Below are 24,889 nucleotides of genomic sequence, written 5' to 3'. Positions count from 1 at the left end.
GCCCCTTTTTGGGGCTTTTTTTTACCTATAAAAACACTAATTTGGGTATTTATTAAATTCAAATTAAACCCAATTCCGATCTTTATTCCTGTGAGACAAACAGGAGTAAGTCCATGAAAAAAACAAACCAATCCCTTTTAAATCAAGCGCAATTGTTTGGTGAAGATTACGAATGGTATCCAACAACCAACGAGCAAATTGCGTGCGTGTTCGAAAAGCTTAAGTCGCTGGATATAAAATCCTATTCAATTCTTGATGTTGGCGCGGGTAACGGCAAGGTTTTTGATGTGCTGACCCAGCTCGGGAAAAATGATCCCGACACAGACAAATACAGTCGGGTTGTGCCGGATGAAAAATATGCGATTGAAAAATCTAAGCCTCTCATTGATGCCTTGCCGGAAAGTGTATTTCTGGTCGGTTGTGATTTTTATGAGCAAACGCTGATTGATAAGCGCGTTGGTGTCATTTTTAGCAATCCGCCCTATTCCGAATACTCGCCCTGGGCGACCAAAATTATCAAAGAGGCCAATGCTGATCACTTGTTTTTAGTATTACCAAAACGCTGGGTATTTGATCCTTCAATCCAAGAAGCGATTCGTGTGCGCCGTCCATCATTAAAAGAAGGTGTGCTCGGTTATGAAATTCTTGGCAGCTTTGACTATCTCAATGCAGAAGATCGCAAAGCACGCGCCAAAGTTGATGTTATTTATATTGCACTATCAAAGCGTGAATACGGATACAGCCAACCGGAAAGAGACCCATTTTCACTGTGGTTTGATGAGGCATTTTCAGGTTTTTCTGCGCCTAAAGATAAGGTTAGTGATTATGAGCGTCAAAAACGATCTCGTGAAAGCTTGGAGAAAAAGCTAGAGGGTGAGCTTGTTTCTGGCGGTGACTTAGCGCAAGTATTGGTTAGGCTTTACCAGCAAGAAATGAATCACTTGTTTAATAACTACAAAGCCGTCTCTGAGCTAGATGCTGACATCCTCGAAACATTAGGGGTTGATGTCCGCTCAGTAAAAGAGGCGGTTAAGCAGCGTATTGAGTCAATAAAACATAACTACTGGAATGAGTTGTTTGGAAAGCTAGACAAGATCACTGACAAGCTAACTCACTCCAGCCGTGAGCTTATGCTAGGCAAGCTTACTAAGCACACAAGCGTTGATTTTAGCTTAGGTAACATCTATGCCGTACTGTCATGGGTGTTTAAAAATGCAAACAAATATTTTGACCAGCAACTCATTCAAACTTATGAGCGGATGATTGAGCAGGCAAACGTGGTGCCATATAAATCAAACCAGCGTGTATTCTCTGATTTTAATTGGCGTTACAACCGCAAGCCAGATGACTTAACCCACTTTAAGCTTGAATATCGGATTGTATTAGAGTCATGCGGTGGAATATTTAATAGCCACTGGACTTGGGAAAGCGGTAAATGGTGTGGGTTATCAGAACGTGCGGCCATCATGATTGATGATCTTATTACAGTGGCTGGAAATCTTGGGTTTAACGTGATTCACAATCACCGCAGTTTTTACTGGACATCCGGCAAGAAAAACGAAATTTGTTACATAGATTCTAACGGTAAACACGCCGTCTTGTTTGAAGCAAGAGCCTTTAAAAACGGGAATCAACACTTGCGGCTTTCTCCAAAATTTGCCGCTAAATTGAATGTCGAGTTTGGGCGTCTAAAGGGCTGGTTAAACAGTGCTGAGCAGGCGGCGGATGAGCTTGATATTAGTGTTGAGGATGCGCAATCTCATTACCGCTCAAACTATGCATTATCAGGCGGTGATAGCGTGTTGAAGTTGGTTCAAAAAACACCCAAATAAAATCTAAAAAAAGTTTTGTTTGGATCTTATTTAGTATCTTTTTAAGTGGTTTTTGGGTCGGAGGTTTAAATTAGCCTCCCCGCCCCACTCTATCCCTATGAACACAACAGGAGGGATTTATTATGCAAACTCAACCCATCGTTTATGACATTACCAAAGCAGCCATCATGGAGCTTAAGGATCGCTACCCAGTCGTAGCAAGCATTCAAGACAACACTCAATTAAAAGAGGTTAAAGCGGCAATAGCTGATGTCAGATCTCGAAGAACAGCTATTGAAGCGCGGCGTAAAGAGCTTAAAGCGGATGCTCTGGAATATGGTCGTCAGGTCGATGCTAAAGCTAAAGAGCTAACTGCGTTACTGCTCGAAATTGAGGAGCCGCTGAAAGTGGTTGCAGAAGAGTATGAAGAGCGCAAACGCCAAGAAAAACTGGCTAAAGAGCGTGAAGAAAAAGAACGTATCGAAAAAATTAACGCGCTGTTTCGTCAGTTTGACAACCCATTAAACCCAATGAGCACTCAAGATGAAATTCAATCTTTCATCAATGAGGTTGGTTCGGTATCCATGGGTGATGAATGGGGTGAGCGATTAGATGAAGCTTTGATGCGCCAGCGACTTGTTATTCAGCAGGCAAAAGCGCAACTTGAACAGCGCAAGCAGTTCGATGAGGCACAAGAGATCTTAAAGCGCGAACAGGAGCGAATAGCGGCTGAAAAGGTTGCATTATCTCAAGCAAGACCCGATCAAACTCAATCTGTATCTGGCTTTATTGATAATCAAAATGAGTTTTGGGATGACAGTATCGGTATTAGCAATGTCAAAAATATTGTTGATGCCAAAAAACCTTCCGACAAACAAATTTTTAACCAAGCCCTGATTGATGCCGCAGCACTGCTAAGACGGGCGCAAAACCAAATTGCTTCACCGGCCTACAAGCAAAGCCTCGGGGTTTTTATTGATACCCTTGAGGAAATTGAGCTTAATTCTGCTACAGCTTAATTCACACCAATCCAGCCCCTTTTTGGGGCTTTTTTGAACCTGCATTAAACCCAATCCAATATTGTTTCACTACTTAATCGGGTTCAATTTGATCCGCTTTTACAGTCATTAATTTTTGCCCCGGACTCACTACTTCTGTTGAGAACTTTTTATTTGAGCTTTTAACAGGAGAAGACCTATGAAGTCGTTGCTTTGTTTCATTAAATTTGCTTTGGTTGTGGTGTTATTTTCGTCTGGACTTGGTGCAATTGTGCTCATGCTAATGATGGACAGATCAATCCCTCAAGAAGTAATTATTGCCTCCGTTCTAATATTATCCTTGCTGGGCAGTATTGTTGTTGGAAGCGCTGTGCTTGAGTTCAAGCATGAAAACCTAAATCGAGCAGTCATTTAATTTTAGTTCAAGCAAGCCCCATTTTTTTGGGGCTTTTTTGGGTCTAAAGTACACCCGTTTTAAATCCAGTCTAAATCGCTTTCAAAACACTTAATACCGCTGGGTAGCCAGGTGTTTTTTTGGAGGTTTCACTACTTCTGTTGAGAACTTTAACAGGAGATGAAAAATGAAATTAACAGCTAAGGAAAAAAGTGTCTTGAAAGAGGCTGAGGCAATATATGAGCGATTAGCACAGGCTCACACAGGCGAGTTTTTGAACTCACCAGAGTTGGTCGCCAACATTTTCAAGGCAAGATTGGTGGGTGAAGAAAGAGAGCATTTTGAAGTTGCCTACTTAGATCAGCAGCATCAACTGCTAACGACTGAAAGGATTTTCTCCGGCACCGTAAACCAAGCAAGCGTGCATCCACGCGAGATTGCAAAGCGTTGTCTGGAGTTGAATGCGGCTGCGGCTATCTTGGCGCATAACCACCCTAGTGGAAACACATCACCAAGTGACTCAGATTTAAGCATCACTAAACAAATTAAGGATGCTTTAAAAATGTTTGAAGTGCGGGTATTAGATCACATCATTATCGGTACTTCTGGTCGCTGGCACTCTATGGCACAAGCCAATCAGATTTAGCTTTTTCAGCAAGCACTCTTCGGGGTGCTTTTTTATACCTGTTATGGGTTTGTTATGGGTTTTTAATGACCTGTTTTGAATTTATTTCACTACTAAGTTTGTCTCAAATTCAATTAACGCGAATCGCCGCACTCTATTACTGCAACAACAAAGGAGTTTGTCATGTCGGATTTAAATAAAATGATGCTTATCGGAACGCTTGGACAAGATCCTGAGTCGCGCTATGCAGCCAATGGAACCTGCTTTACTAACCTCAGTGTTGCAACCAATGAAAAATGGACTGATCGGGCAACCGGTGAAAAGAAAGAATCAACAGAATGGCACCGTGTAGTTATTATTGGCAAACTCGGTGAGATCGCACAGCAATACTTGAAAAAGGGCTCCAAGGTCTATCTTGAGGGTAAACTTAAAACCCGTAAGTGGCAAGATCAAGCTACCGGCCAAGATCGTTACACAACAGAAGTCGTGGTAGATATGAATGGGCAAATGATTATGCTCGGTGGTGGACAGGGTTATCAGCAATCACCGTCTAACTTCCCCACAAGTTCGGCTGCTACACAAACTGACTATCCGTTAGCTGAAGATGATCCGTTTTAGGATTTCCAATATTTGCGGCACGAGCATGGCGTGCTATCTCCTGTAAAGTTCTCAAGGCCGGTTAGCCTTTCATGTAAACCCAACCTAGCCCCGTTTCGGGGCTTTTTTGTATCCAAACAAAACCCAATATGACACCGTATTAATACCAAAACAGGCTAATAAAAACCCTGCTCTTCTGTGGAGCGCTTTTTATTACCTATTACCTCAAGCTTTTTTCATCGTCACTCACTATTTAAGACGTGAACCTTTTACTCACTTAGAAACTTTACAGGAGACTTGTCATGTACTCGGATACCGATACAGACATGGGCGATGTGTTGACGCTGGATGATGTTTTGTCCTCGCTTTAAGCCATTCCCATTTATTCAAAAGAGCACTCTTCGGAGTGCTTTTTCATTTCTGCCATCTGTACATCATTTAATCAAATCGCACTATTCCTGTTGAGAGCATTTAACAGGAGATAAACAATGAACTTTAAAGAAGCAACTGAGCGCCTACGGGGGCAATATGATGCATTTGCTGTTGCGTTTGCGCCGCAGCTCCGAGATGTTATCTTTGCACCTAAAAACAGAAAAATGACTTGCCCTGTTCATGGTGTGGCACAAAAGTTTAATGTACACCCTAAGTTTGCAGTGAATGGCAAATGGTACTCGTATATTGATCAAGATGTTCCACACGGCGTTTTTAACCTACTAATGTGGGCTACTGGCGCAACAACCCAAGAAGTGCTGGAGTTTGCAAAGCAATACTTGGATGGCTCCAATCCTGTTTCTCAAGCTGAAATCATTCAGAGAGAAACACAAGCGAAAGCTAAACAGGAACAGGAGTGGGCAGAAAACGCGAAGCGTAATAATGCGATCTGGAAAGCATCGAGAAATGCTGAAATTGAATTAGCAAAATACTTGCGAGTTCAACGAGGCATAACCAATGCTGCTTTACCCCAAAATGTTGTGTTCAATTCTGCGGTTTTTTATCGTGACTTTGAAACCAACACTACAGGTAAAAGCCCTGCGTTATTAGTTAAGGTTGATCAGCCAAGCGGTAAGGCCGTTGCGCTTCATCGTATTTTTCTGGACGCTAATTGTAAAAAGTCATCATTGGGAAAAAAAATGTTGCCGCCAAGCGGTAATGTCATGGGTGCAGCCGCAAGGTTGTACCCAGTTGTTAATGGGGTACTGGGTATTGCTGAAGGGGTTGAAACTGCTGTGGCTGTTACAACCTTTTTTGGTATCCCAACCTGGTCTGCAATATCCGCTCCAATGCTAAGTGCGTTTGTTTTTCCAGAAAACATTCACACTCTTGTTATATGGGTGGATAAAGACAGGTCGGGGGATGGTGAACTTTATGCCAAGAAACTTGAGCAACGCGCTCTTGATGCTGGTTTAAAGGTTATCTACATGCTTCCACCTGGTGACATTCCTGATGGTTCAAAAGGGATTGATTGGCTGGATGTGTGTTATCCAGTTAATTGACAATTCAAACCAAGCACTCTTCGGAGTGCTTTTTATTTCACCTTAAAACAGCCAAAAACACCTCTCTGCGCGATTTTGATAAACTTTAGCACCCTAACCATACCCAAAGCAAAAAACACTGTCACATCACCACCATTATTCATCTTTATTTTTTAATTTAACAAATAAAACACCAGTAAGGCCTTCTTCTATATTTCTATTATTCTTATAATTCTTATATATATAAGCACAGGTTGTTTGCAAAAAATCAATGACTTAAACGCAATGACACCCAGTGATACGAGAAAAGATAAAGATTTACGGCGAAAAGATAAGGATTTACGGCGAAAAGATAAAGATTTACGGTCAAAAGATAAAGATTTGCGGCGAAAAGACAAACATTTACGGTCAAAAGATAAGGATTTACGGCGAAAAGATAAATGGCCGTTTTTTTTTGCTTTTGGGGTTCCTCACTATTTAGTTTGAATGTTATGTCAATTAGTGAGCGTATGTCATGTCGTCCTTTAGGATTAAAAAACTACCCAAGGGTGAAATAAAACCAATCTCAATGAAGGCCAACAACTTGGCCAGAGCAATTTACAAATTTAGCTTGGTAGAAAAGCGTGTTATGGAGGCGCTTATATCTGCCTTTGAGGACAATGCTGACAACACAACAATTGAGCTTTGCGCTGAAGATTACGCAAACTTATACGACTGTAATCTAAAAAACGCTTACAGAGACCTTGATGAAGCCAGCCGATCACTTGTTAGAAAAATCATCACAATTCAGGATGATAAATCCATTGTTGATGAAATCCCGCTGCTTTCAAGAAGAACCTACATGAAGGGTAAAGGGATTTTATCTACTCGATTTAATGATGAAATCATCCCTTATCTTGCCGGGTTAAGAAGCCACATGACACTGTTAGATTTGACCGGAACCGGTAAATTCACATCGTTTTATACTTGGCGAATTTATGAGCTTTTATGTTCATGGAAAAGTTACGAGTGTTTTGAGGTCGGTGTTGATGATCTAAGAACTTGGTGCGCCATCCCTGCCGGATATAAATACTCAATGATTAAGAACGGCGTGATAAAAAAAGCGCTTTGTGAGATCAATCAGAATACTCAAATTAGAGCGGCTTTTAGTGAGTTGAAAAAGAAGTCTGGAAAAAGCATTACGCACCTATCTTTCCTTGTAGAGTCAAAAGAAGAGGACTCATCCAGCACAATTAATGCACCGGCTCTACCAAGTATTAAATCTAGGTTACTAAATAGATTTTTGGCCGAAGGTTTTTCCAATGAAGATTTTAATGAGCTTCTTAAAATAAGAAAGCTATCTCGACTACCCACTACGCAAGATATTATTGACGAGCTTAGCGCTGAAATAATCAAGGCTGCAATCACCTATGCAAAAAGCCATCGAGAAATAATAACTCTCATAGGTACAAAAGGCTGGCGAAGCTTCAAGGCTGACTGGCTGAGTCAGGATGCAAAATCTCAAGCGCTCCCCCGTGCATATCCGGCAAGCTTGCCAGACAACAACCAAGCCTCCACCAAGCCCTTATATCCCCTATGGGAAGACATTAAAAAGAAAAACGGCTACTAGCCCAAGGAAAGTTCAACTTAGTCCCCTCCACACACTTCTAACCGATGGAAATAAGTGGAGGTGATTATGGAAAACATCAAGCTCTTTAAAAGCCAGCGCCCTTTGGTGTTCGGCAAACATCACGGTAAAACATGCGACCAATTATTTAAAGAAGGCAATCTATCCTACATTCAGTGGTATGCAAGCAAATGGCACAACCTTGCTGAATTGCGCGAAGGTGTTATTGGAAAAAATGCGGCTACTTGCAAGTATTGGCTGGAGTTCAATTTGGTTGGGGAAAAGAAAGCATCTTAATTGGACTTCCAAAAACACCGTTTTAGGTTCACTTTGAATTCAAATTGGAATTGTTTTAGCTCTTTAATCCATTGAGCATAACAAAAGGAGATATGCCGTGAATCCACAACAACAAAATTCACTTCAAGTCGTCCAGACTAATCTAATTAATGAAGCGAAGCTAATTGAAGCCTCGCTTCCAAAGCACATGACCATGGAAAAGTTTGTATCCATGGCTAATGCCGCACTTCTGTTTAATCCTAACTTGCTTGAGCTTGAGCCACGATCTTTAGCTCAGGCTTTTATTCGAGCAGCGTTGGACGGGCTGGCAATAGACAATCGTGAGGCGGCTATTGTCCCTTACAAAGGAAAAGCACAGTATCAGGTAATGGTTGATGGCGTACTTAAAAAAATCCGCAATGCAGGATCCGTATCCACTATTGTTGCAAAAGCGGTTTTTGAAAAAGATGAGTTTGAATACTATTTCGATGAAAACGGCGAACATATTAAATACAAACCTCACTTAGGTAATGAGCGTGGTGATTTAGTGCTTGCCTTTGCTTCGGCGAAATTAGTCGGCTCAGATGAGCCAATTATCGAGGTTATGACACTTGAAGAAATTGATCGTGTTATGGCCGCCTCTCAATCATCATCAAACGCTTCCTCACCTTGGAGAAACTGGAAGGATCGGATGAGTGTTAAATCCGTATTGCATCGTATTTCAAGAAGATTACCCAACGCCAATGAAGTGCGTGAGATGCTGGAGCGCGAAATTCAAATAGATGCTTACAAGACATCCGTTAACCCCAATCTGGATGGGATTGTGCAAAGTGAAACGCATTCCAGTGTTGGTAATATTGAGCTAATTGGGTCTAAAGAAGTTGCCGACCTGAAAGATCTTGTTGCCAAAACCAACTCGAATGCAAATGAAATGTTTGCATGGGTGTCGGCAAAAACATTGCGCCAAGTAAGCTGTTATGAAGATATTGATAAGAATCAATATCAGCACCTCTTGCATGCAATTAATAAAAAAGCCCAAAAAATGGTTGCCGCAACAATGCCCCCTGATCAGATTGCCGCCGCTTAATCAAGCTTGGCCAGTGCCCCTCTTGACACTGGCCAAGCATTATTAAATTTGAGGCTCACTATTACTGCTGCACGATTAAATAATCCTGGTGTTTGTTTGGTCGAGGGTTAATTTCCTTCTGGTGTAAGAAATGAAAGATGAAGCTGATAAATTTACTAAGGATATGTTTTTCGCAGAGCTGGTTTTTTCTAACTGGGTCGCGGGATTGTGTGATGTCACAAATCATGATTGTGATAGCAATGTTAGAAAAACTCAAAAAGCAAAACCCAAGAAACTGGTTGCCAAGCCTCAAATGTCATGTCGTTTAGAGTCAACTCTATTACCCAGAAAGAAGCTTACCTAAAGATGGCTTGCAAACAAAAAAGCCATGAAGTTATTTTTACGGCACTGGTTGTGTATCGCCGTCACGATGAAGTTCGTATTGAATTTGCTTCAAAGGGTGAAAAATGGGCATTTATAAAGCATTATCTGCCGGAGATGGTAAAGCCAATTGAGCACTTCGGTGCCTCATTTGGATTTGCGCAAACCCCCATACTATTGGTTAATGAGGAATGGTTGAAGGCACTTTCCGGGGTTGTTGTACATGACTGCATTTCTGAGTAAATATTCTGGCAAAAAAATCTAATTTGGACTTATTTCAGGTGCGTTATGGGTCTATTTTTTTTGTTATAGGTTTTAATTAAGTTCAAATTAAACCCAGTTCCGATCTTTATTCCTGTGAACAGAGACAGGAGTTTTCTATGGAGATATTTAACCTTATTCAGGGTAGTGATGAATGGCATGCCTTTCGTAAAATCAATCTACCGGCTAGTGAAGCCCCTGTTGTAATGGGGTGCGGCTTGTTTGAGGCGAAGAATGCACATGACTTGGCCATGTATCGACTGGGTATTAAGGATATGGTGGTGAGTGAGTTCAAGCAATTCTTGTTCGATGAAGGTCATCGAATGGAAGAAATGGCTCGCCCACTGGTTGAAGCTATAATTGACGATCAATTGTCACCTATTGTTGGCCGAAGAGTTATTGATGGTTTGCCCTTGTCTGCTTCGCTGGATGGTCGTACCTTTGCCGGTGATATTTTGTTTGAGCATAAAAAATGGAACCCGAAGCTGGCGGATCAAATTGATCGCCGAAACTTAGATCCTGGTTATTACTGGCAGCTTGAGCAGCAACTACTGGTATCAGGCGCAAAAAAAGTTGTTTTTGTTACTTCTGATGGCTCATATCAAAACTTCAAGTTTTTAATCTACGAAGCCGTACCTGGCCGAGCTGACGAGTTAATTAAGGGGTGGAAGCGTTATCTTGAAATCGAAACCACTTATCGTACAAAAGATGAGCGCTGGGAGTCACTGGTAGCGCCTTGTGTTGATATTGAGTTGCAAGTAGCTGAACTACAGGCGCAAATAAAAACACTAAAAGCACAATTAAATCTCACCCCTTTAATTCAGTTCGCTCAGTCAAAGGGGCTTGATTCAATGGCGGGAGAACGCTACGCCATAAGAAAAGTTGTAACACGTGGTGAGCTGGATGAAGATCTTTTAATGCAGGCGCTTGGTGTCAGCTCACTGGATGCCTTTAGAAAAAATCCAAAAGAGTATTGGAAAGGATCCTTGGTTTAGTTTTAACTCGATCTCCACTATTTAAGTTGTGTTATTAATAGTGGAGTATTTATGTCAAAACACAGTATTTCAAGAGTTGTAGCGTTTTTTGAGAAACTGTTGGGCACCGAATCCTTGGTCGCATACATTCATTGTAAGAAGCGCTTTTTAAATTCTCGTCCGATGTTTGCAGAAATAATTTCAGAGCTTGAACTTAAACATGCGCTGATGAGAAAAGAGCATTGAAGCCTTCACACCACTCACTACTAAATACCATTCATGCTCTTCAGGTGGATATGGGGATGTTGCCATATTCACCGATTAGCACGAGTGATCAAATTGCGCTATTTAACGAGCTGCATAAACAAGTTAGAAATAGGAAGCGCCACACAATAAACAGCTTGCGGAATGTAAGCAAGGGGTGCTGTTATAGTGCTAATCCCGAAAGTTTTCAAACTTTCGATAATTAAGGTTTATCGAAAGTACGCTACCTCTTCTAACCTCGGGCGGTTTTTCCTCGTATCTAGGTGGTTGCTTTGTGGTTTTTTGATTCCTTCAATCAGAAAACCTATTGTGTAATAATTAGGAGGAGTTACGCTATTCAATCAACATAATCTACAAGAGGGCAAACATGGATACCAGTGAAATAGAAGGCTTGTTAACTGGGTTAGTTAAAGCCAAAACAGAAAATGATGTTCGAGGAATTTTAGACACTTATGGTTTTTCAGACGATGAAGTTGATGATGTTTTGAAAACGTGTGAAATCACAGATATTAAGTGCATTGTTTCAAAGATTTTTCAAATCTTGTTAGACAAACAGCTTAAAGAGTGGTGGATAGATGCCGCTGTTAAGCAGGCTAAGCGTCGAGAGGAAGCAGATGAATCTGCTGAGGCAAACCAAAAAGCGCTCCAAGACATTTTTAACAAACTGGACGTAAGTCTGCTGGAACAGCTTTGTGAATCCCTGAGTTCGCAGTCAAGTATGCGGCAATCCATTACCTTTACTCCGTAAGGATAATGATATTCCCGCTGAGCTTTTGGGGTTATCGCTCATAAAAAGGCTGCTTAAAACTTAAACCATAATTTTGGAATCCAATATGCATGATATATATAGATGCCGCCAGCTATTAGATACGGCGATTTCAGATAAAAAATTTACTTCAGTGTGGGTTGATTTGTCTGGCTCTAAGCTGGATGTCTTGGCTCAGCGAGCAAGCACTGATGAGTACAACAAAGGAGCTGGGATAGGCGCAAGTATAACCAATAAAACACATATAGGCATAAGTTATCTGTACGGATTTGAGGGGATTGGAACATTTATAATGAACACTTGGATTAATTTGGCGCGACAGATGGTTGGCGACCCAAGTAGTGTAACTGTTTCGGGTTTCATTACAGAAACAATAGAGCCTGCTCGAACAAGAGTTGTTGATTTTTATAAAAAGTTTGGCTTCCAAGTTTCAAAGAAAATAGGGCGTGATTCAGATATTTATTTCTCTGCAAATCTGGCAGATTTATTGATTATTCCACACAGATCAGACCCAAGTATCGACTTTCTATTGATGCCAAGTATGTTTTTTAACCAAGAGGGTGAGTCGCTTTCCAGTCGAATAGAGTCTCTCCCCCCCCAACCTACTCCAAAACGCCGAGTTTCATCTCAAACCTAATGAAAATGTTGCGATCAGTTAAAACCCTTTTTGCGAAAATTCGCTTTTGATCCCAAAGGCTCTAAAAATGAATTTGAAGCAAATCAGCTACGGAATTGTTTTATCGATTCTTTCAGGCCTGTCCTTTGCGAGTGTCATTGCAGCACCAGAAAGTTTTGATCGCGCAAAAATCGAGGCTAAGCAATACGTTTACCATGATCGCAATCACTCAGGTGGCGAGTTTTATTGCGGTTGCGACTGGGAATGGGTTGGTCGCTCTGGTGGTCGAGTTGATCATGCTTCATGTGATTATCAAGTACGCGCTCAAGAAGTCCGTGCCGCGCGTACAGAATGGGAACATATCGTGCCGATTAGTTCAGTCGGTCAGCAGCGCCAGTGTTGGCAAAATGGCGGTCGCCAGAATTGTCAGCGTACCGATCCGGTGTTTAATCTGATGGAGGCCAACCTTCACAATCTTACCATTTCAGTCGGTGAGATAAATGCAGACCGCTCTAACTTCCGATTTGGTGTATTACCGAGTACGCCTTACCAGCATGGACAGTGTGATTTTAAGGTTGATTTTCAGCAGCGTGTGGCTGAACCCCGCGATGAAGTTAAAGGCATGGCCGCCCGGGTTTATTTTTACTTTGCCGATTATTATGGCCTACAGCTCTCTCGACAACAGCAACAGCTTTTTATGGCCTGGGATAAGCAGTTTCCGGTGACAGATTGGGAGCGTGAGCGTGATCGTCGTATAGCAACGAGAATGGGGCACAATAACCCATTCGTCACCGGTGAGCAAACCTGGCACATAGGTTTTAAACCCTCACTGTCAGGCCTGGTTTCAGAGATACCGGCGAGTCATCCTGCATCACCTGTAAAATCGGCAAGTGATGCGCTAAATTTACCAGTTAGGGGGAATCGAAATAGCAAAATATACCATCTGCCTTCATGCCCTAGCTATAGCACGATATCTGAGCGCAATATCGTTGAGTTTCAGTTTGAGGATGAGGCAATTAACGCGGGATACCGAAAGGCAAAGAACTGTGATTAAGTAGTATTTTCTTGTTGTCGAAAGTTCATCGTTAGATGGGGAGGGCCGCGCCCCAGCCTTACCATTCTGTGCAGCAGGCTAATCCAGCTAACAGTTATAGTCGAGGCTGATGGATGGATATCAGTCCCGGTTAAGAAAAAAGCTTTAACAAATAGCCACAGCAATACCTCCCAGTATTCCAGCTTTCGCATCTTATAAAAAGAAGCGAGTATGTCTTCAGATGTACCGGGAAAACAGAGTAAATCTGTACCATTGAGAGCTCTGATAAAATGGAGATAACATTGCCTCCCCATTGCCTTATCTTCTGGCTCCGTGGTATTTGAAAAATCTAATTCATGTTTCACTATTAGCAAAATATTCCGTTCTAAATGGAAGTTAATACTGCTTTATTAACGTGCCATCTGGCCATGAGAAATATTAGCTCTCTCATGATTTTCAAGTGTTTTTATGGTTTACAGCACAACACTGCTTGTTTGAACATAAAAAACTCCACGTAAAAATTTAATCAATTAAGTCCCATGCCTTGGTTACGTCATTTTTTCACTCCCGGTTAAAAAGGTTGAAATATGCAAGATTAACTACACATCATTTGAAAAATTAGAAAGCTTATTCGATTGTTGTAATCTCCTTTGCTTAACAAAACAAATAGGCAAACAAAAATGCAACACCCCTTTTCAATCAGGCGACGAACATTTTTTAATGTCTTCTTTGTTTTCTTGGATAAAATTTTGCATTTCTTGCTCAATATTGACTCCTTGCCAATAATCGAGAAGAACTAACAAAACACCTGAACTGCTAGGAACGGAACATATCTAGCAATTTATAAGCAATCTTCTGGAAAATTGCTTATAAATTTGAGAGCCTACCATTTGACTGATAGACTCGATGAGCATGCCTATCGTGGTGAACGACGGCAGTATTGTCTGACCCGTTCTAGGCGACCAAAGCGCTGTCGAACATAGGCAGAGACAAATACAGGTTTGTAGATATTACACATCTGCATTAGCCAACTCCTTATCTTTTTTGGATACGAATAGACAAATTGACAGACGTTCTATAAAATCAAAACTTCCACATCTCGATTTTCTTTGAAAGTCGTCAATTAGTGATGGAGGATAGCATCCGTTATTCCCCATCACACTTCCCTTGTCCACCAGCTACAAAAGCAATGAACACCACGAATATAATAAAAACATTCTCGAAGTGCAATAATAATTTTGTTCAGTTTTTGCACAGCAAACCACAACATATTGTGTGCAAAATTAAAGCAAAACACAGCATATACAACCCCCGACCCTGTGGATAACTTTGTGTAGATCAAACATGCTGCATCTGAAATTTAATTATTAAATTGTGCGGTATTGATTTGCAAACCGCTTTTTCTTGCAAAAGGAGCAGTTCACCGAAAAACGAATGTAGTTAGATGCGCCTACAACCGAATAGTTTTCAATCCTCTAATCAGTTTGTTCAAATTAGAAAACCGCATCACTTTATTTTTCAAAATATAAATTAAAGCGGTGGTCAAATGAGCCTAGTGTCATACAAAAAAAATACGCCTTCGATGGTGGTATCTCAAGAAAAGCACTCCGCCAAGATGCTATTGCGTACGGAGTCCCTTGCCTCTAATACACTTCGAGCATATATGTCCGACTTATCTATGTTTTGCTACTGGCTATGCGGTGAGACTGTTTTAAAGGATCAAGAGAATCGAGTCATCCAGAAGGATCAGAATGAAATTTCGGACATTATTCTTGGCTCAAATTTATCTGATGCAACAATTTGTAAGTATCTTGAAGATGTAGGGTTTCAGCATAAAATCAACACTATCAAGCGTAAGCTGGCCTCATTATCTTGGGCTCTGGGGCAGTTAGGGATAACCGATCTCACTAAATCAATTTCTGTCAAAGACAGTTTCAAAGGGTTGCGCAAGCTTCACGCACAATATGCCGCCAATCTTGTTTCAGCAGAGGAAATTGCCAATAAAGGCGTTACCCCGCCAGCGCTTGATAGCGATTTTTATACAAAAAAATCAGCGCCCGCTTTGCGAATTAACACCTTGCTAAGGGTTATGGCTCACATAGATGATCAGGCAAACAAAATCCCTAAAGCCAGACTTTTACGAGACAAAGCACTACTATCGCTATGGTGGGCTGGCGCTTTCCGCCGTTCGGAAATCGCCTCGCTGCAATGGTCTTTCATAACTTTTGAGCCAGAAGGACTTAAGATCACGCTACCCTTTTCTAAAACAGACCAGGCTGGAAAAGGCATTACAAAAGGTATTGCCTATGCCAGCAAGTATCCTGAATTATGTGCTGTATCACATCTTAAAAACTGGCTTGGCTTTCAAAGTACAAATATTGGACGATACGTTTTTTGTCGAATAAGCCATAAGGGTACATTGGTAAGTGGAGAGATTGATAATCACCTTACAACAGTTGCGATTGTTAATATAATGCGAGGCCACCTACAACGCGCAGGCATACCCAAATCCGAGCTTTATACCGGCCACTCTCCTCGGCGGGGTTTTGTTAGCGATGCTTACCATGCAGGAGCACCAACTAGATCGATCCAAAAGCAAGGTGGATGGCGCTCTGAGGCCATGTTAAATACCTATATTGAAGAAGAAAGTGTTTTTGACCGTAACGCAACCAAATCGGTTTTTTAAAGGAGTACACGATCATGCAAGAAAAAGATTCTGCTTTACTTGATTCCCTGCCGGATATGATATTCGTCTATGACGAAACTGGCACTTACCTTGATGTTAAGGGTGGCAAAGACAGTCAGCACTATTCTCAAACCCATTCTTTAGTTGGAAAGTCGGTGCATGATGTACTCTCCAAAGCTGATGCTCACCGCATTGTCGCCCACATTGGATATGCCATCGAGCTGCAAGGGGTTGTCGAGTTTGAATATGAAATTGACCACTATTCTCTTTACCCTGACTCAGGGCTAAATAAGCAATGGTATCGCGCAAGAATTCGCCCGCTAGATGCATCCATATACAACACGCCTGCTGTAGTGTGCATGGTGTCAAACATTACTCGTGAAAAGGTGTTTCAGTCACAACTATTTGAGTATATTGAAGTAGATCCGTCACTGGATGTTCGGGTGCTTAACCATCGTGCATTTAGCGATTTTGTGAAAGAAATTGAAAGTGGAGCTTCCTCCGCCCTTACCTCTCAATCTCAGGCAACTATTTGGATAGAAGGGTTTGAGCGCATAGAGGCAATGGCAGATACGAAGACCTTAAAAAATCTTGAAAACAGTGTTATTTCAGCTTTATGGCGTGTACGTCATGATGCAAGCTATCAAGTAGGTAGAATGTGTTTTGGGCAATATGTTGTTACAGCCAACATTAGCCCCCATAACCTTCAAAGCTCAATTAAGACCACGCTTGCCAGTATCGATGGTAAAACGGTTTCACTGAGAAATGGTGAATCCGTTGCTATTCAATTCGAGATCGCTGACAAATAATCCTTTTCTCCCCGGTGCAATCAAGTTATCAGCTTAATTGCATCGCGCCTACGTGTTTATTAAATTCCAGTTTTTTTAAGCCGCAAGAATAAAAAAGCCTCTTTTTTTTAATTCCCTTTCACTATTTCCAATGACTGTTTTGGGTTTCTAGTGGGTCTATTTTGGTTTTGTTTCAAACGGACTTCAGACTCAATTCAAATTAAGAATAAGTCCGCTCTCTACTCTTCTGAGTTCAAGCCAGGAGGTATGAGCCGTGACTTAAAGAGAGGACTTTACGATGCATTTTTTAACAGACTATATCGATGTAAAGCTGTTGCATCGAATCATGTTAGCTGGGGCTGTTGTATTTTTAACCGTGGGCTATTACAGCTTGGCGTATGGTGGTGAAGGATTTTATCACTTTGGTTTGAGTATGGTGGGTGCAGGCCTAGTCGGTGCGGTTATTGGATTTTTAACAGATCAAGCAGCTTGTGGAGGTAAATAATGATTATTCAAGTTGGAAATCAAAAAGGTGGTTGTGGTAAAAGCACAATTGCCGTCAATCTAGCGGCACATTTGGCCAAGTCAGGTAAGGATGTCATTATTCTTGACGCCGACAGACAAGCTACATCAACCAATTGGGCACTGGATAGGCTGGAGTCTAGCGAAGCTTTACCGACTGTTCAGAATGTCCAGGCTTCTGAAAACATTCGTGAGCTGGCACTCGACTTGGGACGGCGATATGAGTTCGTCATTATTGATACTGCTGGGCGCGATAGCAAAGAGCTGCGAACAGGTATCTTGGCCGCGGATTTGTTATTGGTGCCATTTAGACCATCACAACCAGATCTTGATGTAATGCCAACACTTTATGAAATCATCACGAATGCACAGCTTTTTAATGAGAAGTTAAAAGCGCTTGCTGTGTTGAGCATTGCGCCTACAAACCCTATGATCAATGAGGTTGCAGAAGCACAGGATTATCTTGCTGAATATGCTGATATTCCTTTGCTGAACACCGTGGTTCGAGATCGAAAAATCTATCGTGATGCAATGGGGGTTGGCAAAGGCGTAGTGGAGATGGACAATCCCAAGGCGATTGAAGAAATTACAAGTTTATGGGAGGAGATTCGTGGTCACAAAGCGTAAACCCAAATCAATTGAGGAATTTGTCGATGCGGCTGATAAGCAGCCTGTCAAGACTGTAAACAATGCCTCTTCACAAGCTGACTCTGTGCGCCACATGGGGGCATCTTTTAGTGAGGAGGAGTATAATCTGCTCAAGATGGCAGCTAAGCAAACCAGCCGTTCTATGAAGGGCTATATTCGATATGCGGTAACTAAAGCCGCTAAAGAAGATTTAAATCAATAGGAGTTTTAAATATGTCAAAAGAAACACTTGTTAACCGCATTGTTGAAGCCGAAGGCATTTCTCGCCGTGACGCAGTTAAGGCCGTCGATATGGTGTTTGGTGCAGTACAGGCATCGCTTGTTGCCGGTGATGACATTACGATTGTGGGTTTTGGTAAGTTTTCTGTCAAAGATCGCCCTGCCCGCACAGGACGTAATCCTTCAACGGGTGAAACCATTCAAATAGCAGCTTCTAAAGCTCCATCGTTTTCTGCTGGCAAAAGCTTAAAAGACGCTTTAAAAAAATAATGCTTACAAGGGGGCAGCCTGCCCCTTTCTACAGTTGCTTTGCGGCGTCCGATCAAAACCTCTCCTTGCGTCTTTTTTGACGCACTCAATCATGTCTTTTTAACTCCACATCACTATTTAGTTCAGTTGGTCAAAATAGGTCTGTCATATCTATGTTTGCTGAATTGTGCCGTGTTGTAAGTCCTGGGCAATTAAAAACTGCTAAATCAGGCAAGTGTTTTTTGCAAATTGAATTCTCTTACTCCTATTTTAGATTTGGCAAAAAGCACGAGCAAATTGTTGAAGCCACACTCTGGGACAAAAGAGCAAAAGCACTCTTTCCAATGCTAATTGTTGGCTCTTGGGTTTTTATAACCGCTTCCGATATTCATGTATCACCGCATGGTGGCGAGTTATCAAAACTTGTTTGCACCATTGTTGATATTAAGGTTGTTCAAAAGGATTTATAAATGGTTTCGCTTAAGCACTTTCAGAAACTCATGTTTGTTTTGGTTTTTGCATTTAACTCAGCAGTAGTGAATGCAATGACTCCCGAACAAATGGCCAAGGGAGCATTTAATAATTTAAAAGGCCAAACCGGTCAGAGTGTTTTGGGAAACATGGGGATTTCAGGCTCAGGACAGGGCAACATTGGATCTGGAAAAGGCGGGTTAAATATTAGCCAAACAGCTACTGGAAGTATTTCGTGCCCCTTTAGTGAAGATGTATATGGATTTGGTACGGTCAATGGTGTTTCGTTTGCGTGCCAGCAAAGCGTCTCAGGGCGCAGTCTTTATTATTGCACCAATACCCTATCTGGTGCGATTTGCGGCGATGATGACTTCAAGCCAATGCAAACAGTCAAAACCGATGGAGAGGCCACAATGATGCTCCAGAGCTGCGCCTCAGATGGTTGCAGTATCAAAGTTGATATAAAGCGTAAACAAACCTTCGATGGAAACAACCTTGATTCACACGGTCAATCGGCACTGTCTCAAAATTACGCTAACGAAAATTCTATTGCGAGCTTAACGCTTGGCTCAGGTGTTTATGATGATCAAGGCAATGTCATCCATGCTGGTAAGAATTCCAACATGGGCAAGTATCAAGAAACCTTGTTAAGCAAAGACCAGCAAATTGATTGTGCCCAACGTCAGTTTAATGAAATTGAATCCGATGGTGAAACTGGAACCTGTGCAAGACCCGATGTACCGGTAAATGTTTTTGACATAGATTCCAGTCAAAGCACTCAGTGCCAAGATGTTAGCCAGTGTTTGGACATGGTTATCAGTCAGATCAGCGAACAAAAAACATGCACACTGTCTATACCTTCTGACACGATTGAGCAGAATGATTTAACTCCATATATAACCTGCTCTCATCGTGAGGTTTATACTTGCACTGAATCTAACGAGTATGAAATTGGCTGTAGTGTCGGGGTTTTATCAAATGGTGAATGTTTGCAACAATCCTGTACGCCCGGCCAAGTTTTATCGCACAAGTCGAATCACTCTTGTCCCTCTTGCTGGGCAGCACAATGGGCTCACCACCAAGCGGTCTGTGTTGATAATGCCAGAATAAGGGTAAGGCATTACTGGGGTACGTCATCTACAACCAGTTGGGAGGCTAGAGTCCAGTTATCAGGCTACCCCACCGAAGACAAAATCTACAATGCATCACCTCTTAGCACCCTATCCGTTACTGGGAGCAATATGGGAAGTGGCTGCACCTATCGAGTTCACTACACCCAAAACTGCAATGCCACACAATGCTCTGCTGCCCATAGACTAGAAAGCACGTGCAACGCAAATGGCTATACATTACATGACACCTTTGCCATTCCTGTAACAAAAAGTAGCCCAACACTTGTTCCTTCAGGTACCAGTCGAGTATGCAGCTAATGAAGAAAGTCATATTTTTGTTCATGATGTTGGCTTCGTCGCCAATTGTTTTGGCTAGTGAAAGCTGTATTTTGGAATCGCAAACCTGTATGGATAATGCATGCCGTAATGAGGGTGGTACTTGGATTTGCTTTGCTGCCTCACCCAACAAACCGGCCAATCATGTCATTATTGAAGGTGAATGTTGGGACTTGAAAAAAAACTACAAATGCTCCAGTGATAATGTGTCAAGTACCTGTGCTAGTTCATCAATAAATAGTTGTGTGTTGGCAACCAATAACTGCTCCATATTTAATGAAGCGTTAGGCGTATGCCAACAATCTTCGCGTCAATATGTTTGTACGAAAGATAAAGTTACGACTTACTCCCCAGTTCAACCCGGCTCAAATTGCGCCCAAACCAGCGAAAAAACTTGCCATGAAAAAATTGGAAGCTATTGCGTAAATGAGGACAGTAAATGGTCTTGCGCGATTGACCAAGGGGATTGTATAACCGAACCCGAATGTACAAAAGTTGCAGAAGTGTGTCTTGATACAGAGAATGGCCAGTGCTCGTATGTCGAACAAACCTATGACTGCACTTATCTACAAGAGCAATGTAATGCCTATCAAACAACTAACAGCTGTACCAATATTTCACTTGAAACGCCTAGCATCACTCAAGTTCAGGATGGCAGTTTCAACAAGGCAATGCAGGCATCAAGCATGGCTGAAATGCTCAAACACGGTGCAGCGGGTGATCCATTGCGCGTATTCGCAGGGAAAATGCAAAAATGCAAAGAAGTGGATGGGTGTAGTGCTCTAGGAACATGCTGCTGTGGTAAGGATGCTGAGAGAAACGCTAATTTTTTGGGTGTTGTTAAATGCACTGAAGAGGAATCAGAGCTTTATGGACGTAAGAAAAAAGGATTGGCTGTTTCCGTGGGTAGTGGCTGTACCGCAGGGGTAGACGGTTTCAAATGTGATTGGGGTGGTTGCAAAACGTGGAACTGCGCATGGTGCACTGAGAAAACCTATTGGTACTGTACCTTTGATAACAAGCTGGCTCGTGCTGTTCAAGAGCAAGGAAGAGCGCAACTTGCCGCACTTGCTTCGCAAGGGTTTGCGGATGCTCAAACTCAAAACTATTCTTTTTCCTTTTATGGATCTACTGGAAGTTGGATTGACATGGGCACCGTCAATGGCAATCGATTATGGCGCTATCAATACAATGAACAATGCAATTCGATAAGCCCGCCCGCAGGTGAGAACTGCCCTGCTATTCTCACCACTTATTTTGCTGTGTGTGACAACAATAACTGTCATGCCCCGAATAATCCACCGCCGCTAAAGCAGTCTGATGACCGCTTAAATATTGTTGGCGTTAACCCAATAGACAATACGCGAATCGCCCTGTCTCGCAATGTTGTTGTAAAAGGTGATTGTGATTCAAATGCCAGTTGCAGTTATGCCGTATCCGCATGGAAGGGTGGTAACTTTCAAGTTCCACTTACCTTTTTATTTAGGGATGTTATTGAAACAGGAGTATGGAGCGATCCTTCAACGATTAGAAATCTTGAGATTTCAGCCTATACCTATGGTGAATCAGAAGCTGGGGATCAAATAAAGTTAAGGGTCAAAGCCGGTTCCAATGTCTTCAATCATACGCTTCCCAGAGAGATACCACCCTCTCCCGTTCAGTATGTACCGGGTACTCAGGTAAGAATATTTGGTGGGTGCGATGTACACGGTTATTGCTCTTATACGCTTTTAACCGATGTAGCTGCTTACGCCAAGCCCTTCAGAACGAGTTTCCAGACCAAAGGTTCGCTTGGATGCAATACCAAGCTTACGGCTGATTGCAGTGGGTTCACAATTGAAGAGTTTAGTTTGTTGGATTTAGGAAAAATGGATCTTTCGTTTTTAGCCAATGACCTCAAACCTACGCCGCCAGATCAGTCTGTCGTGGCAACACAGGCTACTGAACAAATTGAATCGAATAGTTTTCAACCTAAAACCGATGATATTGTGGCGAGAATTAACCAAGGCTATTGTGAGGATGCCTGTACCGTCAAGCTTTCAACCGTTCAAAAGTGGTTGCCCGCTAATATAACAGTGAGTCATGTTGCCGTTGACTGGGGCGATGGTTCAACCAGTGGCGGTGGTTACATTTATGAATTTAGCCACCACTACTCTAGCATTGGCGATTACGTAATCAAGGTTCACTTTACCCTGCAAAATGGTGATAAGCATTATGCTGAACTTAAGGTTCGCGTGAAAGATCGCTTTGCACCACCAGCAATGGGGCCCGTTCATGTTAACTTGGAGGCAAAAGCTTTATGGTAGGCCTAAAAACCCCTTTGATATTTACAATCACCTTGTCGCTGTCATCCATGCTTTATGCCGACAGTGCCATTGATCCGGGAGAGGTGTTTCATAACGCCTCCAAACACGAAAGCTTAAAACAATATCGTTCAATGCTTGAGGAGCAGCAAACCTTTAAGCGTGAGGATTATGCGCACTTTTTTGAAAAATCTATGCCCAGTGCATCAATGAACCCTGAAATCAATGCTTGGGTGGAAAAGTTTGCGAATGAAGCCAATACGCCGAGCCTTTACATCCTAATTTCGACCTCAATGCCAGAAGGTCTAATTCGCTCATACAGTCTTGACAGCTTGGTTTACGGTATTCCAATGGTGTACCGAGGAGTTAAGGAAAACGATACGCTTGGGAAGTTTATGAATGAACACATTCTCAAGTATCACAGCCAGCATGGAGCGCCAAATTTTATGATTGATCCAAGGTTATTTACGCTTTGGAATGTACGCTCTGTCCCCGCCATTGTATATACAAAAAAACCACCAACCTGTGATCAGATGATTGATGCAGGAGGATACCAAGAGTGCAATAAAGCTGACCCAGAAAGCTATTGGAAGATTGAAGGAACGGTTGATGTTGCCTGGGCTTTGAGTGAGTTTAAAAAAGCTGGCGCACCCATTTCTGAAAGTTTTCTAAACTTAAAATCATCATCACTCAGTGCTGAGCTCACAAAAGATGACTACGAAAAGCTCATGAAAAGCCTCTCGCCCAAAGATTAAACCTTTTTAAAAGTTATCACTATTTAGATTGGACTCGTTTTGGCTCCAAGAAACTTAGAGGTAACTTTTATGAAGAAATTTTTAGCTTTATTCAGTGCAGCATCTGCACTTCTTTTCACGTCTATTGCCAGCGCCTCATCTACCTACACGCCCGGTGCAAATGATCCTTTTGGTGAGTTTATGACAACCGTTGATAGCTGGGCGAAAGGTGCTTACGGCGTGGGTGCGGGTATCGCCTCTATTCTTGTCGGTGGCGCTTATGCCGTTGGACAGAACTCTCCCATGCCAGCTTTAGCCGGTCTCGCAACTGCCGCCTTCATCTACTGGGGGCCGGGCGCTGTTAAAACAATGATCACCGGTGCGGTTATTTTTTAGCCAGTCTTCACTATTACGTTGTGTGAAAAAACTTGGTTTAACGATGATTTTACGGAGTATTTATATGAAGAAATTTTTAGCTTTATTCAGTGCAGCATCTGCATTTCTTTTCACGTCTATTGCCAGCGCCTCATCTACCTACACGCCCGGTGCAAATGATCCTTTTGGTGAGTTTATGACAACCGTTGATAGCTGGGCGAAAGGTGCTTACGGCGTGGGTGCGGGTATTGCTTCCATTCTCGTCGGCGGAGCTTATGCCGTTGGAAAAAACTCACCCATGCCAGCTTTAGCCGGTCTTGCAACTGCCGCCTTCATCTACTGGGGGCCGGGCGCTGTTAAAACAATGATCACCGGTGCGGTTATTTTTTAATGGCCATGAATGAGAGAAGCGTTCCAACCCGGGTAGACAATGTTGTACCGATTTTATTTTGGGATCCAGTCGAATTTGTTATTGCTGTTGTTCTATTTGGATTCTCATTTCTGGCGGGGCTTCTTTTGGTTGGAGTTTTTCTTGTTTATTTTTTCTTGAAAATAACCAAGCGCATGAAAAGGGGCGCGAAAAGGGGTGCGGCGCAACATGCTGTATGGGCTTTTGGGTTATCAATAGACCCAACACTCCGAAAGCGCTTCCCTCCTCCCTATGAGAACGAATTTATAAGCTAACCAAGACTATTAACGAGATATTTTTATGTCACACGCTGATACAGTTATTACGCTGTCAAAATCTCGCAGAGCATGGCAACTGGCATCTCTATCACTTGCCACAGTTTCTATTGTTTTGAGTATTTCATTATTGGTTGTATCCAATAATACCAAAATCGTATTGGTTCCATATTCTGCGCTGACTGAAAAGCAGCCTATCACTATCAATGGTGAAATTGGACTTGATACCGCCTATCTATCCCTGCTGTCAGATGCTGATCTTGCATTGTTCTTAAACTGGACACCTAAAACGGTTGAGTCACGCCTTGACCAGCTCAAGTTTAGGTTATCACCCAGCGCCCTTGCTGCTAACTTGGAGGCTTTGACTAAGGATGCCAAGTTTTATAAAGACCAAGGTGTGACCCAAAGCTTCTTTCCTACTGAGAAAAAGTTTGAAGCGCCCAACAAGGTTATTGTTAAGGGCTTTTTAAACAGATCCGCAGGAACGAAACCCATTTCACCAGTCGAAGCCACTTACGTTATTACCTACGCCCAAGTTGGGAGTGGCATGTATGTGATCAATTCTTTAGAGGCCTCAAAGTAATGTCTATCCGAAACGCATTCATAATCTCTTTATCACTGT

At 42.2% G+C, this 24,889-nt stretch carries 31 protein-coding genes; all 31 read left to right on the top strand.

The features are described from left to right. The first annotated feature begins 113 nt into the window (after nucleotides 1-113). Entirely contained in the window at nucleotides 114-1,832 is a 1,719-nt protein-coding gene (locus VIM91_RS05195; protein ID WP_331863758.1) for a DUF4942 domain-containing protein, read from the top strand. A 122-nt stretch (nucleotides 1,833-1,954) separates the two neighbouring features. Beyond that, nucleotides 1,955-2,830 carry a hypothetical protein gene (locus VIM91_RS05190; RefSeq protein ID WP_331863757.1) on the top strand — a complete coding sequence of 292 codons (876 nt, stop codon included), beginning with the start codon at nucleotides 1,955-1,957 and terminating at the stop codon, nucleotides 2,828-2,830. Nucleotides 2,831-3,008: 178 nt separating this feature from the next. Further along, nucleotides 3,009-3,224 carry a hypothetical protein gene (locus VIM91_RS05185; RefSeq protein ID WP_331863756.1) on the top strand — a complete coding sequence of 72 codons (216 nt, stop codon included), beginning with the start codon at nucleotides 3,009-3,011 and terminating at the stop codon, nucleotides 3,222-3,224. Nucleotides 3,225-3,390: 166 nt separating this feature from the next. Continuing rightward, complete coding sequence (locus tag VIM91_RS05180; RefSeq protein WP_331863755.1) at nucleotides 3,391-3,849, top strand: JAB domain-containing protein; 459 nt, start codon at nucleotides 3,391-3,393, stop codon at nucleotides 3,847-3,849. A gap of 162 nt (nucleotides 3,850-4,011) precedes the next feature. Next, nucleotides 4,012-4,446 carry a single-stranded DNA-binding protein gene (ssb, locus tag VIM91_RS05175; RefSeq protein ID WP_331863754.1) on the top strand — a complete coding sequence of 145 codons (435 nt, stop codon included), beginning with the start codon at nucleotides 4,012-4,014 and terminating at the stop codon, nucleotides 4,444-4,446. Between the two features lie 467 nt (nucleotides 4,447-4,913). Further along, nucleotides 4,914-5,918 (top strand): DUF7146 domain-containing protein, encoded by a 1,005-nt coding sequence (locus VIM91_RS05170; protein WP_331863753.1) that lies wholly within the window; start codon nucleotides 4,914-4,916, stop codon nucleotides 5,916-5,918. Nucleotides 5,919-6,155: 237 nt separating this feature from the next. After that, the gene (locus VIM91_RS05165) at nucleotides 6,156-6,383 is read left to right on the top strand and encodes a hypothetical protein (RefSeq protein WP_331863752.1); all 228 of its coding nucleotides are present in this window, start codon (nucleotides 6,156-6,158) and stop codon (nucleotides 6,381-6,383) included. 28 nt (nucleotides 6,384-6,411) lie between these two features. After that, nucleotides 6,412-7,506 (top strand): replication initiation protein, encoded by a 1,095-nt coding sequence (locus tag VIM91_RS05160; protein ID WP_331863751.1) that lies wholly within the window; start codon nucleotides 6,412-6,414, stop codon nucleotides 7,504-7,506. A 66-nt stretch (nucleotides 7,507-7,572) separates the two neighbouring features. After that, a complete protein-coding gene (locus VIM91_RS05155; RefSeq protein ID WP_331863750.1) occupies nucleotides 7,573-7,800 on the top strand; it encodes a hypothetical protein in 228 nt (75 codons plus the stop codon). A 97-nt stretch (nucleotides 7,801-7,897) separates the two neighbouring features. Continuing rightward, on the top strand, nucleotides 7,898-8,866 hold the full coding sequence (locus tag VIM91_RS05150) for a RecT family recombinase (RefSeq protein ID WP_331863749.1): 969 nt from the start codon (nucleotides 7,898-7,900) through the stop codon (nucleotides 8,864-8,866). A gap of 130 nt (nucleotides 8,867-8,996) precedes the next feature. Then, a complete protein-coding gene (locus tag VIM91_RS05145) occupies nucleotides 8,997-9,209 on the top strand; it encodes a hypothetical protein (RefSeq protein ID WP_331863748.1) in 213 nt (70 codons plus the stop codon). Between the two features lie 2 nt (nucleotides 9,210-9,211). Beyond that, nucleotides 9,212-9,469 carry a hypothetical protein gene (locus VIM91_RS05140; RefSeq protein ID WP_331863747.1) on the top strand — a complete coding sequence of 86 codons (258 nt, stop codon included), beginning with the start codon at nucleotides 9,212-9,214 and terminating at the stop codon, nucleotides 9,467-9,469. A 137-nt stretch (nucleotides 9,470-9,606) separates the two neighbouring features. Beyond that, complete coding sequence (locus VIM91_RS05135) at nucleotides 9,607-10,482, top strand: hypothetical protein (RefSeq protein WP_331863746.1); 876 nt, start codon at nucleotides 9,607-9,609, stop codon at nucleotides 10,480-10,482. A gap of 51 nt (nucleotides 10,483-10,533) precedes the next feature. Continuing rightward, a complete protein-coding gene (locus VIM91_RS05130; protein WP_331863745.1) occupies nucleotides 10,534-10,707 on the top strand; it encodes a hypothetical protein in 174 nt (57 codons plus the stop codon). Nucleotides 10,708-11,092: 385 nt separating this feature from the next. Further along, the gene (locus tag VIM91_RS05125) at nucleotides 11,093-11,473 is read left to right on the top strand and encodes a hypothetical protein (protein ID WP_331863744.1); all 381 of its coding nucleotides are present in this window, start codon (nucleotides 11,093-11,095) and stop codon (nucleotides 11,471-11,473) included. A gap of 85 nt (nucleotides 11,474-11,558) precedes the next feature. Next, nucleotides 11,559-12,128, top strand: coding sequence for a hypothetical protein (locus tag VIM91_RS05120; RefSeq protein ID WP_331863743.1), 570 nt, complete (start codon nucleotides 11,559-11,561; stop codon nucleotides 12,126-12,128). Nucleotides 12,129-12,195: 67 nt separating this feature from the next. Next, entirely contained in the window at nucleotides 12,196-13,161 is a 966-nt protein-coding gene (locus tag VIM91_RS05115; protein ID WP_331863742.1) for an endonuclease, read from the top strand. Between the two features lie 1,525 nt (nucleotides 13,162-14,686). After that, entirely contained in the window at nucleotides 14,687-15,826 is a 1,140-nt protein-coding gene (locus tag VIM91_RS05110) for a site-specific integrase (protein WP_331863741.1), read from the top strand. A 14-nt stretch (nucleotides 15,827-15,840) separates the two neighbouring features. After that, on the top strand, nucleotides 15,841-16,635 hold the full coding sequence (locus VIM91_RS05105; protein ID WP_331863740.1) for a PAS domain-containing protein: 795 nt from the start codon (nucleotides 15,841-15,843) through the stop codon (nucleotides 16,633-16,635). A 277-nt stretch (nucleotides 16,636-16,912) separates the two neighbouring features. Next, nucleotides 16,913-17,119: a hypothetical protein gene (locus VIM91_RS05100; RefSeq protein ID WP_331863739.1), complete on the top strand. Its 207-nt coding sequence runs from the start codon at nucleotides 16,913-16,915 to the stop codon at nucleotides 17,117-17,119. Continuing rightward, entirely contained in the window at nucleotides 17,119-17,763 is a 645-nt protein-coding gene (locus tag VIM91_RS05095; protein ID WP_331863738.1) for a division plane positioning ATPase MipZ, read from the top strand. The genes VIM91_RS05100 and VIM91_RS05095 overlap by 1 nt, the downstream gene beginning before the upstream one ends. Then, nucleotides 17,747-17,986 carry a hypothetical protein gene (locus VIM91_RS05090; RefSeq protein ID WP_331863737.1) on the top strand — a complete coding sequence of 80 codons (240 nt, stop codon included), beginning with the start codon at nucleotides 17,747-17,749 and terminating at the stop codon, nucleotides 17,984-17,986. Before VIM91_RS05095 ends, VIM91_RS05090 begins: the two co-directional genes overlap by 17 nt. Before the next feature lie 11 nt (nucleotides 17,987-17,997). Then, nucleotides 17,998-18,273, top strand: coding sequence for an HU family DNA-binding protein (locus tag VIM91_RS05085; RefSeq protein ID WP_331863736.1), 276 nt, complete (start codon nucleotides 17,998-18,000; stop codon nucleotides 18,271-18,273). A gap of 152 nt (nucleotides 18,274-18,425) precedes the next feature. Then, entirely contained in the window at nucleotides 18,426-18,722 is a 297-nt protein-coding gene (locus VIM91_RS05080; protein ID WP_331863735.1) for a hypothetical protein, read from the top strand. Then, nucleotides 18,723-20,153 carry a hypothetical protein gene (locus VIM91_RS05075; RefSeq protein WP_331863734.1) on the top strand — a complete coding sequence of 477 codons (1,431 nt, stop codon included), beginning with the start codon at nucleotides 18,723-18,725 and terminating at the stop codon, nucleotides 20,151-20,153. Next, on the top strand, nucleotides 20,153-22,477 hold the full coding sequence (traN, locus tag VIM91_RS05070) for a conjugal transfer protein TraN (RefSeq protein WP_331863733.1): 2,325 nt from the start codon (nucleotides 20,153-20,155) through the stop codon (nucleotides 22,475-22,477). Before VIM91_RS05075 ends, traN begins: the two co-directional genes overlap by 1 nt. Next, nucleotides 22,471-23,229, top strand: coding sequence for a TrbC family F-type conjugative pilus assembly protein (locus VIM91_RS05065; protein WP_331863732.1), 759 nt, complete (start codon nucleotides 22,471-22,473; stop codon nucleotides 23,227-23,229). The genes traN and VIM91_RS05065 overlap by 7 nt, the downstream gene beginning before the upstream one ends. Before the next feature lie 69 nt (nucleotides 23,230-23,298). Continuing rightward, nucleotides 23,299-23,604: a hypothetical protein gene (locus VIM91_RS05060; protein WP_331863731.1), complete on the top strand. Its 306-nt coding sequence runs from the start codon at nucleotides 23,299-23,301 to the stop codon at nucleotides 23,602-23,604. Nucleotides 23,605-23,668: 64 nt separating this feature from the next. Continuing rightward, a complete protein-coding gene (locus VIM91_RS05055; RefSeq protein WP_331863730.1) occupies nucleotides 23,669-23,974 on the top strand; it encodes a hypothetical protein in 306 nt (101 codons plus the stop codon). After that, nucleotides 23,974-24,267, top strand: coding sequence for a type IV conjugative transfer system protein TraL (locus tag VIM91_RS05050; protein ID WP_331863729.1), 294 nt, complete (start codon nucleotides 23,974-23,976; stop codon nucleotides 24,265-24,267). Before VIM91_RS05055 ends, VIM91_RS05050 begins: the two co-directional genes overlap by 1 nt. 25 nt (nucleotides 24,268-24,292) lie before the next feature. After that, nucleotides 24,293-24,850: a TraE/TraK family type IV conjugative transfer system protein gene (locus tag VIM91_RS05045; protein WP_331863728.1), complete on the top strand. Its 558-nt coding sequence runs from the start codon at nucleotides 24,293-24,295 to the stop codon at nucleotides 24,848-24,850. The last annotated feature ends 39 nt before the right edge of the window (nucleotides 24,851-24,889 follow it).

Origin of the sequence: Thiomicrospira sp. (assembly GCF_036568485.1) — a bacterium.
Taxonomy (GTDB): Bacteria; Pseudomonadota; Gammaproteobacteria; order Thiomicrospirales; family Thiomicrospiraceae; genus Thiomicrospira.
Note: the sequence above shows the minus strand (reverse complement) of the source record. Positions and strands in the feature narration are given on the sequence as shown.

Coding starts and splice junctions, on each gene's coding strand:
- VIM91_RS05195 (WP_331863758.1), top strand. CDS start 114: ATGAAAAAAACAAACCAATCCCTTTTAAATCAAGCGCAATTGTTTGGT.
- VIM91_RS05190 (WP_331863757.1), top strand. CDS start 1,955: ATGCAAACTCAACCCATCGTTTATGACATTACCAAAGCAGCCATCATG.
- VIM91_RS05185 (WP_331863756.1), top strand. CDS start 3,009: ATGAAGTCGTTGCTTTGTTTCATTAAATTTGCTTTGGTTGTGGTGTTA.
- VIM91_RS05180 (WP_331863755.1), top strand. CDS start 3,391: ATGAAATTAACAGCTAAGGAAAAAAGTGTCTTGAAAGAGGCTGAGGCA.
- ssb (WP_331863754.1), top strand. CDS start 4,012: ATGTCGGATTTAAATAAAATGATGCTTATCGGAACGCTTGGACAAGAT.
- VIM91_RS05170 (WP_331863753.1), top strand. CDS start 4,914: ATGAACTTTAAAGAAGCAACTGAGCGCCTACGGGGGCAATATGATGCA.
- VIM91_RS05160 (WP_331863751.1), top strand. CDS start 6,412: ATGTCGTCCTTTAGGATTAAAAAACTACCCAAGGGTGAAATAAAACCA.
- VIM91_RS05155 (WP_331863750.1), top strand. CDS start 7,573: ATGGAAAACATCAAGCTCTTTAAAAGCCAGCGCCCTTTGGTGTTCGGC.
- VIM91_RS05145 (WP_331863748.1), top strand. CDS start 8,997: ATGAAAGATGAAGCTGATAAATTTACTAAGGATATGTTTTTCGCAGAG.
- VIM91_RS05140 (WP_331863747.1), top strand. CDS start 9,212: ATGGCTTGCAAACAAAAAAGCCATGAAGTTATTTTTACGGCACTGGTT.
- VIM91_RS05135 (WP_331863746.1), top strand. CDS start 9,607: ATGGAGATATTTAACCTTATTCAGGGTAGTGATGAATGGCATGCCTTT.
- VIM91_RS05130 (WP_331863745.1), top strand. CDS start 10,534: ATGTCAAAACACAGTATTTCAAGAGTTGTAGCGTTTTTTGAGAAACTG.
- VIM91_RS05125 (WP_331863744.1), top strand. CDS start 11,093: ATGGATACCAGTGAAATAGAAGGCTTGTTAACTGGGTTAGTTAAAGCC.
- VIM91_RS05120 (WP_331863743.1), top strand. CDS start 11,559: ATGCATGATATATATAGATGCCGCCAGCTATTAGATACGGCGATTTCA.
- VIM91_RS05115 (WP_331863742.1), top strand. CDS start 12,196: ATGAATTTGAAGCAAATCAGCTACGGAATTGTTTTATCGATTCTTTCA.
- VIM91_RS05110 (WP_331863741.1), top strand. CDS start 14,687: ATGAGCCTAGTGTCATACAAAAAAAATACGCCTTCGATGGTGGTATCT.
- VIM91_RS05105 (WP_331863740.1), top strand. CDS start 15,841: ATGCAAGAAAAAGATTCTGCTTTACTTGATTCCCTGCCGGATATGATA.
- VIM91_RS05100 (WP_331863739.1), top strand. CDS start 16,913: ATGCATTTTTTAACAGACTATATCGATGTAAAGCTGTTGCATCGAATC.
- VIM91_RS05095 (WP_331863738.1), top strand. CDS start 17,119: ATGATTATTCAAGTTGGAAATCAAAAAGGTGGTTGTGGTAAAAGCACA.
- VIM91_RS05085 (WP_331863736.1), top strand. CDS start 17,998: ATGTCAAAAGAAACACTTGTTAACCGCATTGTTGAAGCCGAAGGCATT.
- VIM91_RS05080 (WP_331863735.1), top strand. CDS start 18,426: ATGTTTGCTGAATTGTGCCGTGTTGTAAGTCCTGGGCAATTAAAAACT.
- VIM91_RS05075 (WP_331863734.1), top strand. CDS start 18,723: ATGGTTTCGCTTAAGCACTTTCAGAAACTCATGTTTGTTTTGGTTTTT.
- traN (WP_331863733.1), top strand. CDS start 20,153: ATGAAGAAAGTCATATTTTTGTTCATGATGTTGGCTTCGTCGCCAATT.
- VIM91_RS05065 (WP_331863732.1), top strand. CDS start 22,471: ATGGTAGGCCTAAAAACCCCTTTGATATTTACAATCACCTTGTCGCTG.
- VIM91_RS05060 (WP_331863731.1), top strand. CDS start 23,299: ATGAAGAAATTTTTAGCTTTATTCAGTGCAGCATCTGCACTTCTTTTC.
- VIM91_RS05055 (WP_331863730.1), top strand. CDS start 23,669: ATGAAGAAATTTTTAGCTTTATTCAGTGCAGCATCTGCATTTCTTTTC.
- VIM91_RS05050 (WP_331863729.1), top strand. CDS start 23,974: ATGGCCATGAATGAGAGAAGCGTTCCAACCCGGGTAGACAATGTTGTA.
- VIM91_RS05045 (WP_331863728.1), top strand. CDS start 24,293: ATGTCACACGCTGATACAGTTATTACGCTGTCAAAATCTCGCAGAGCA.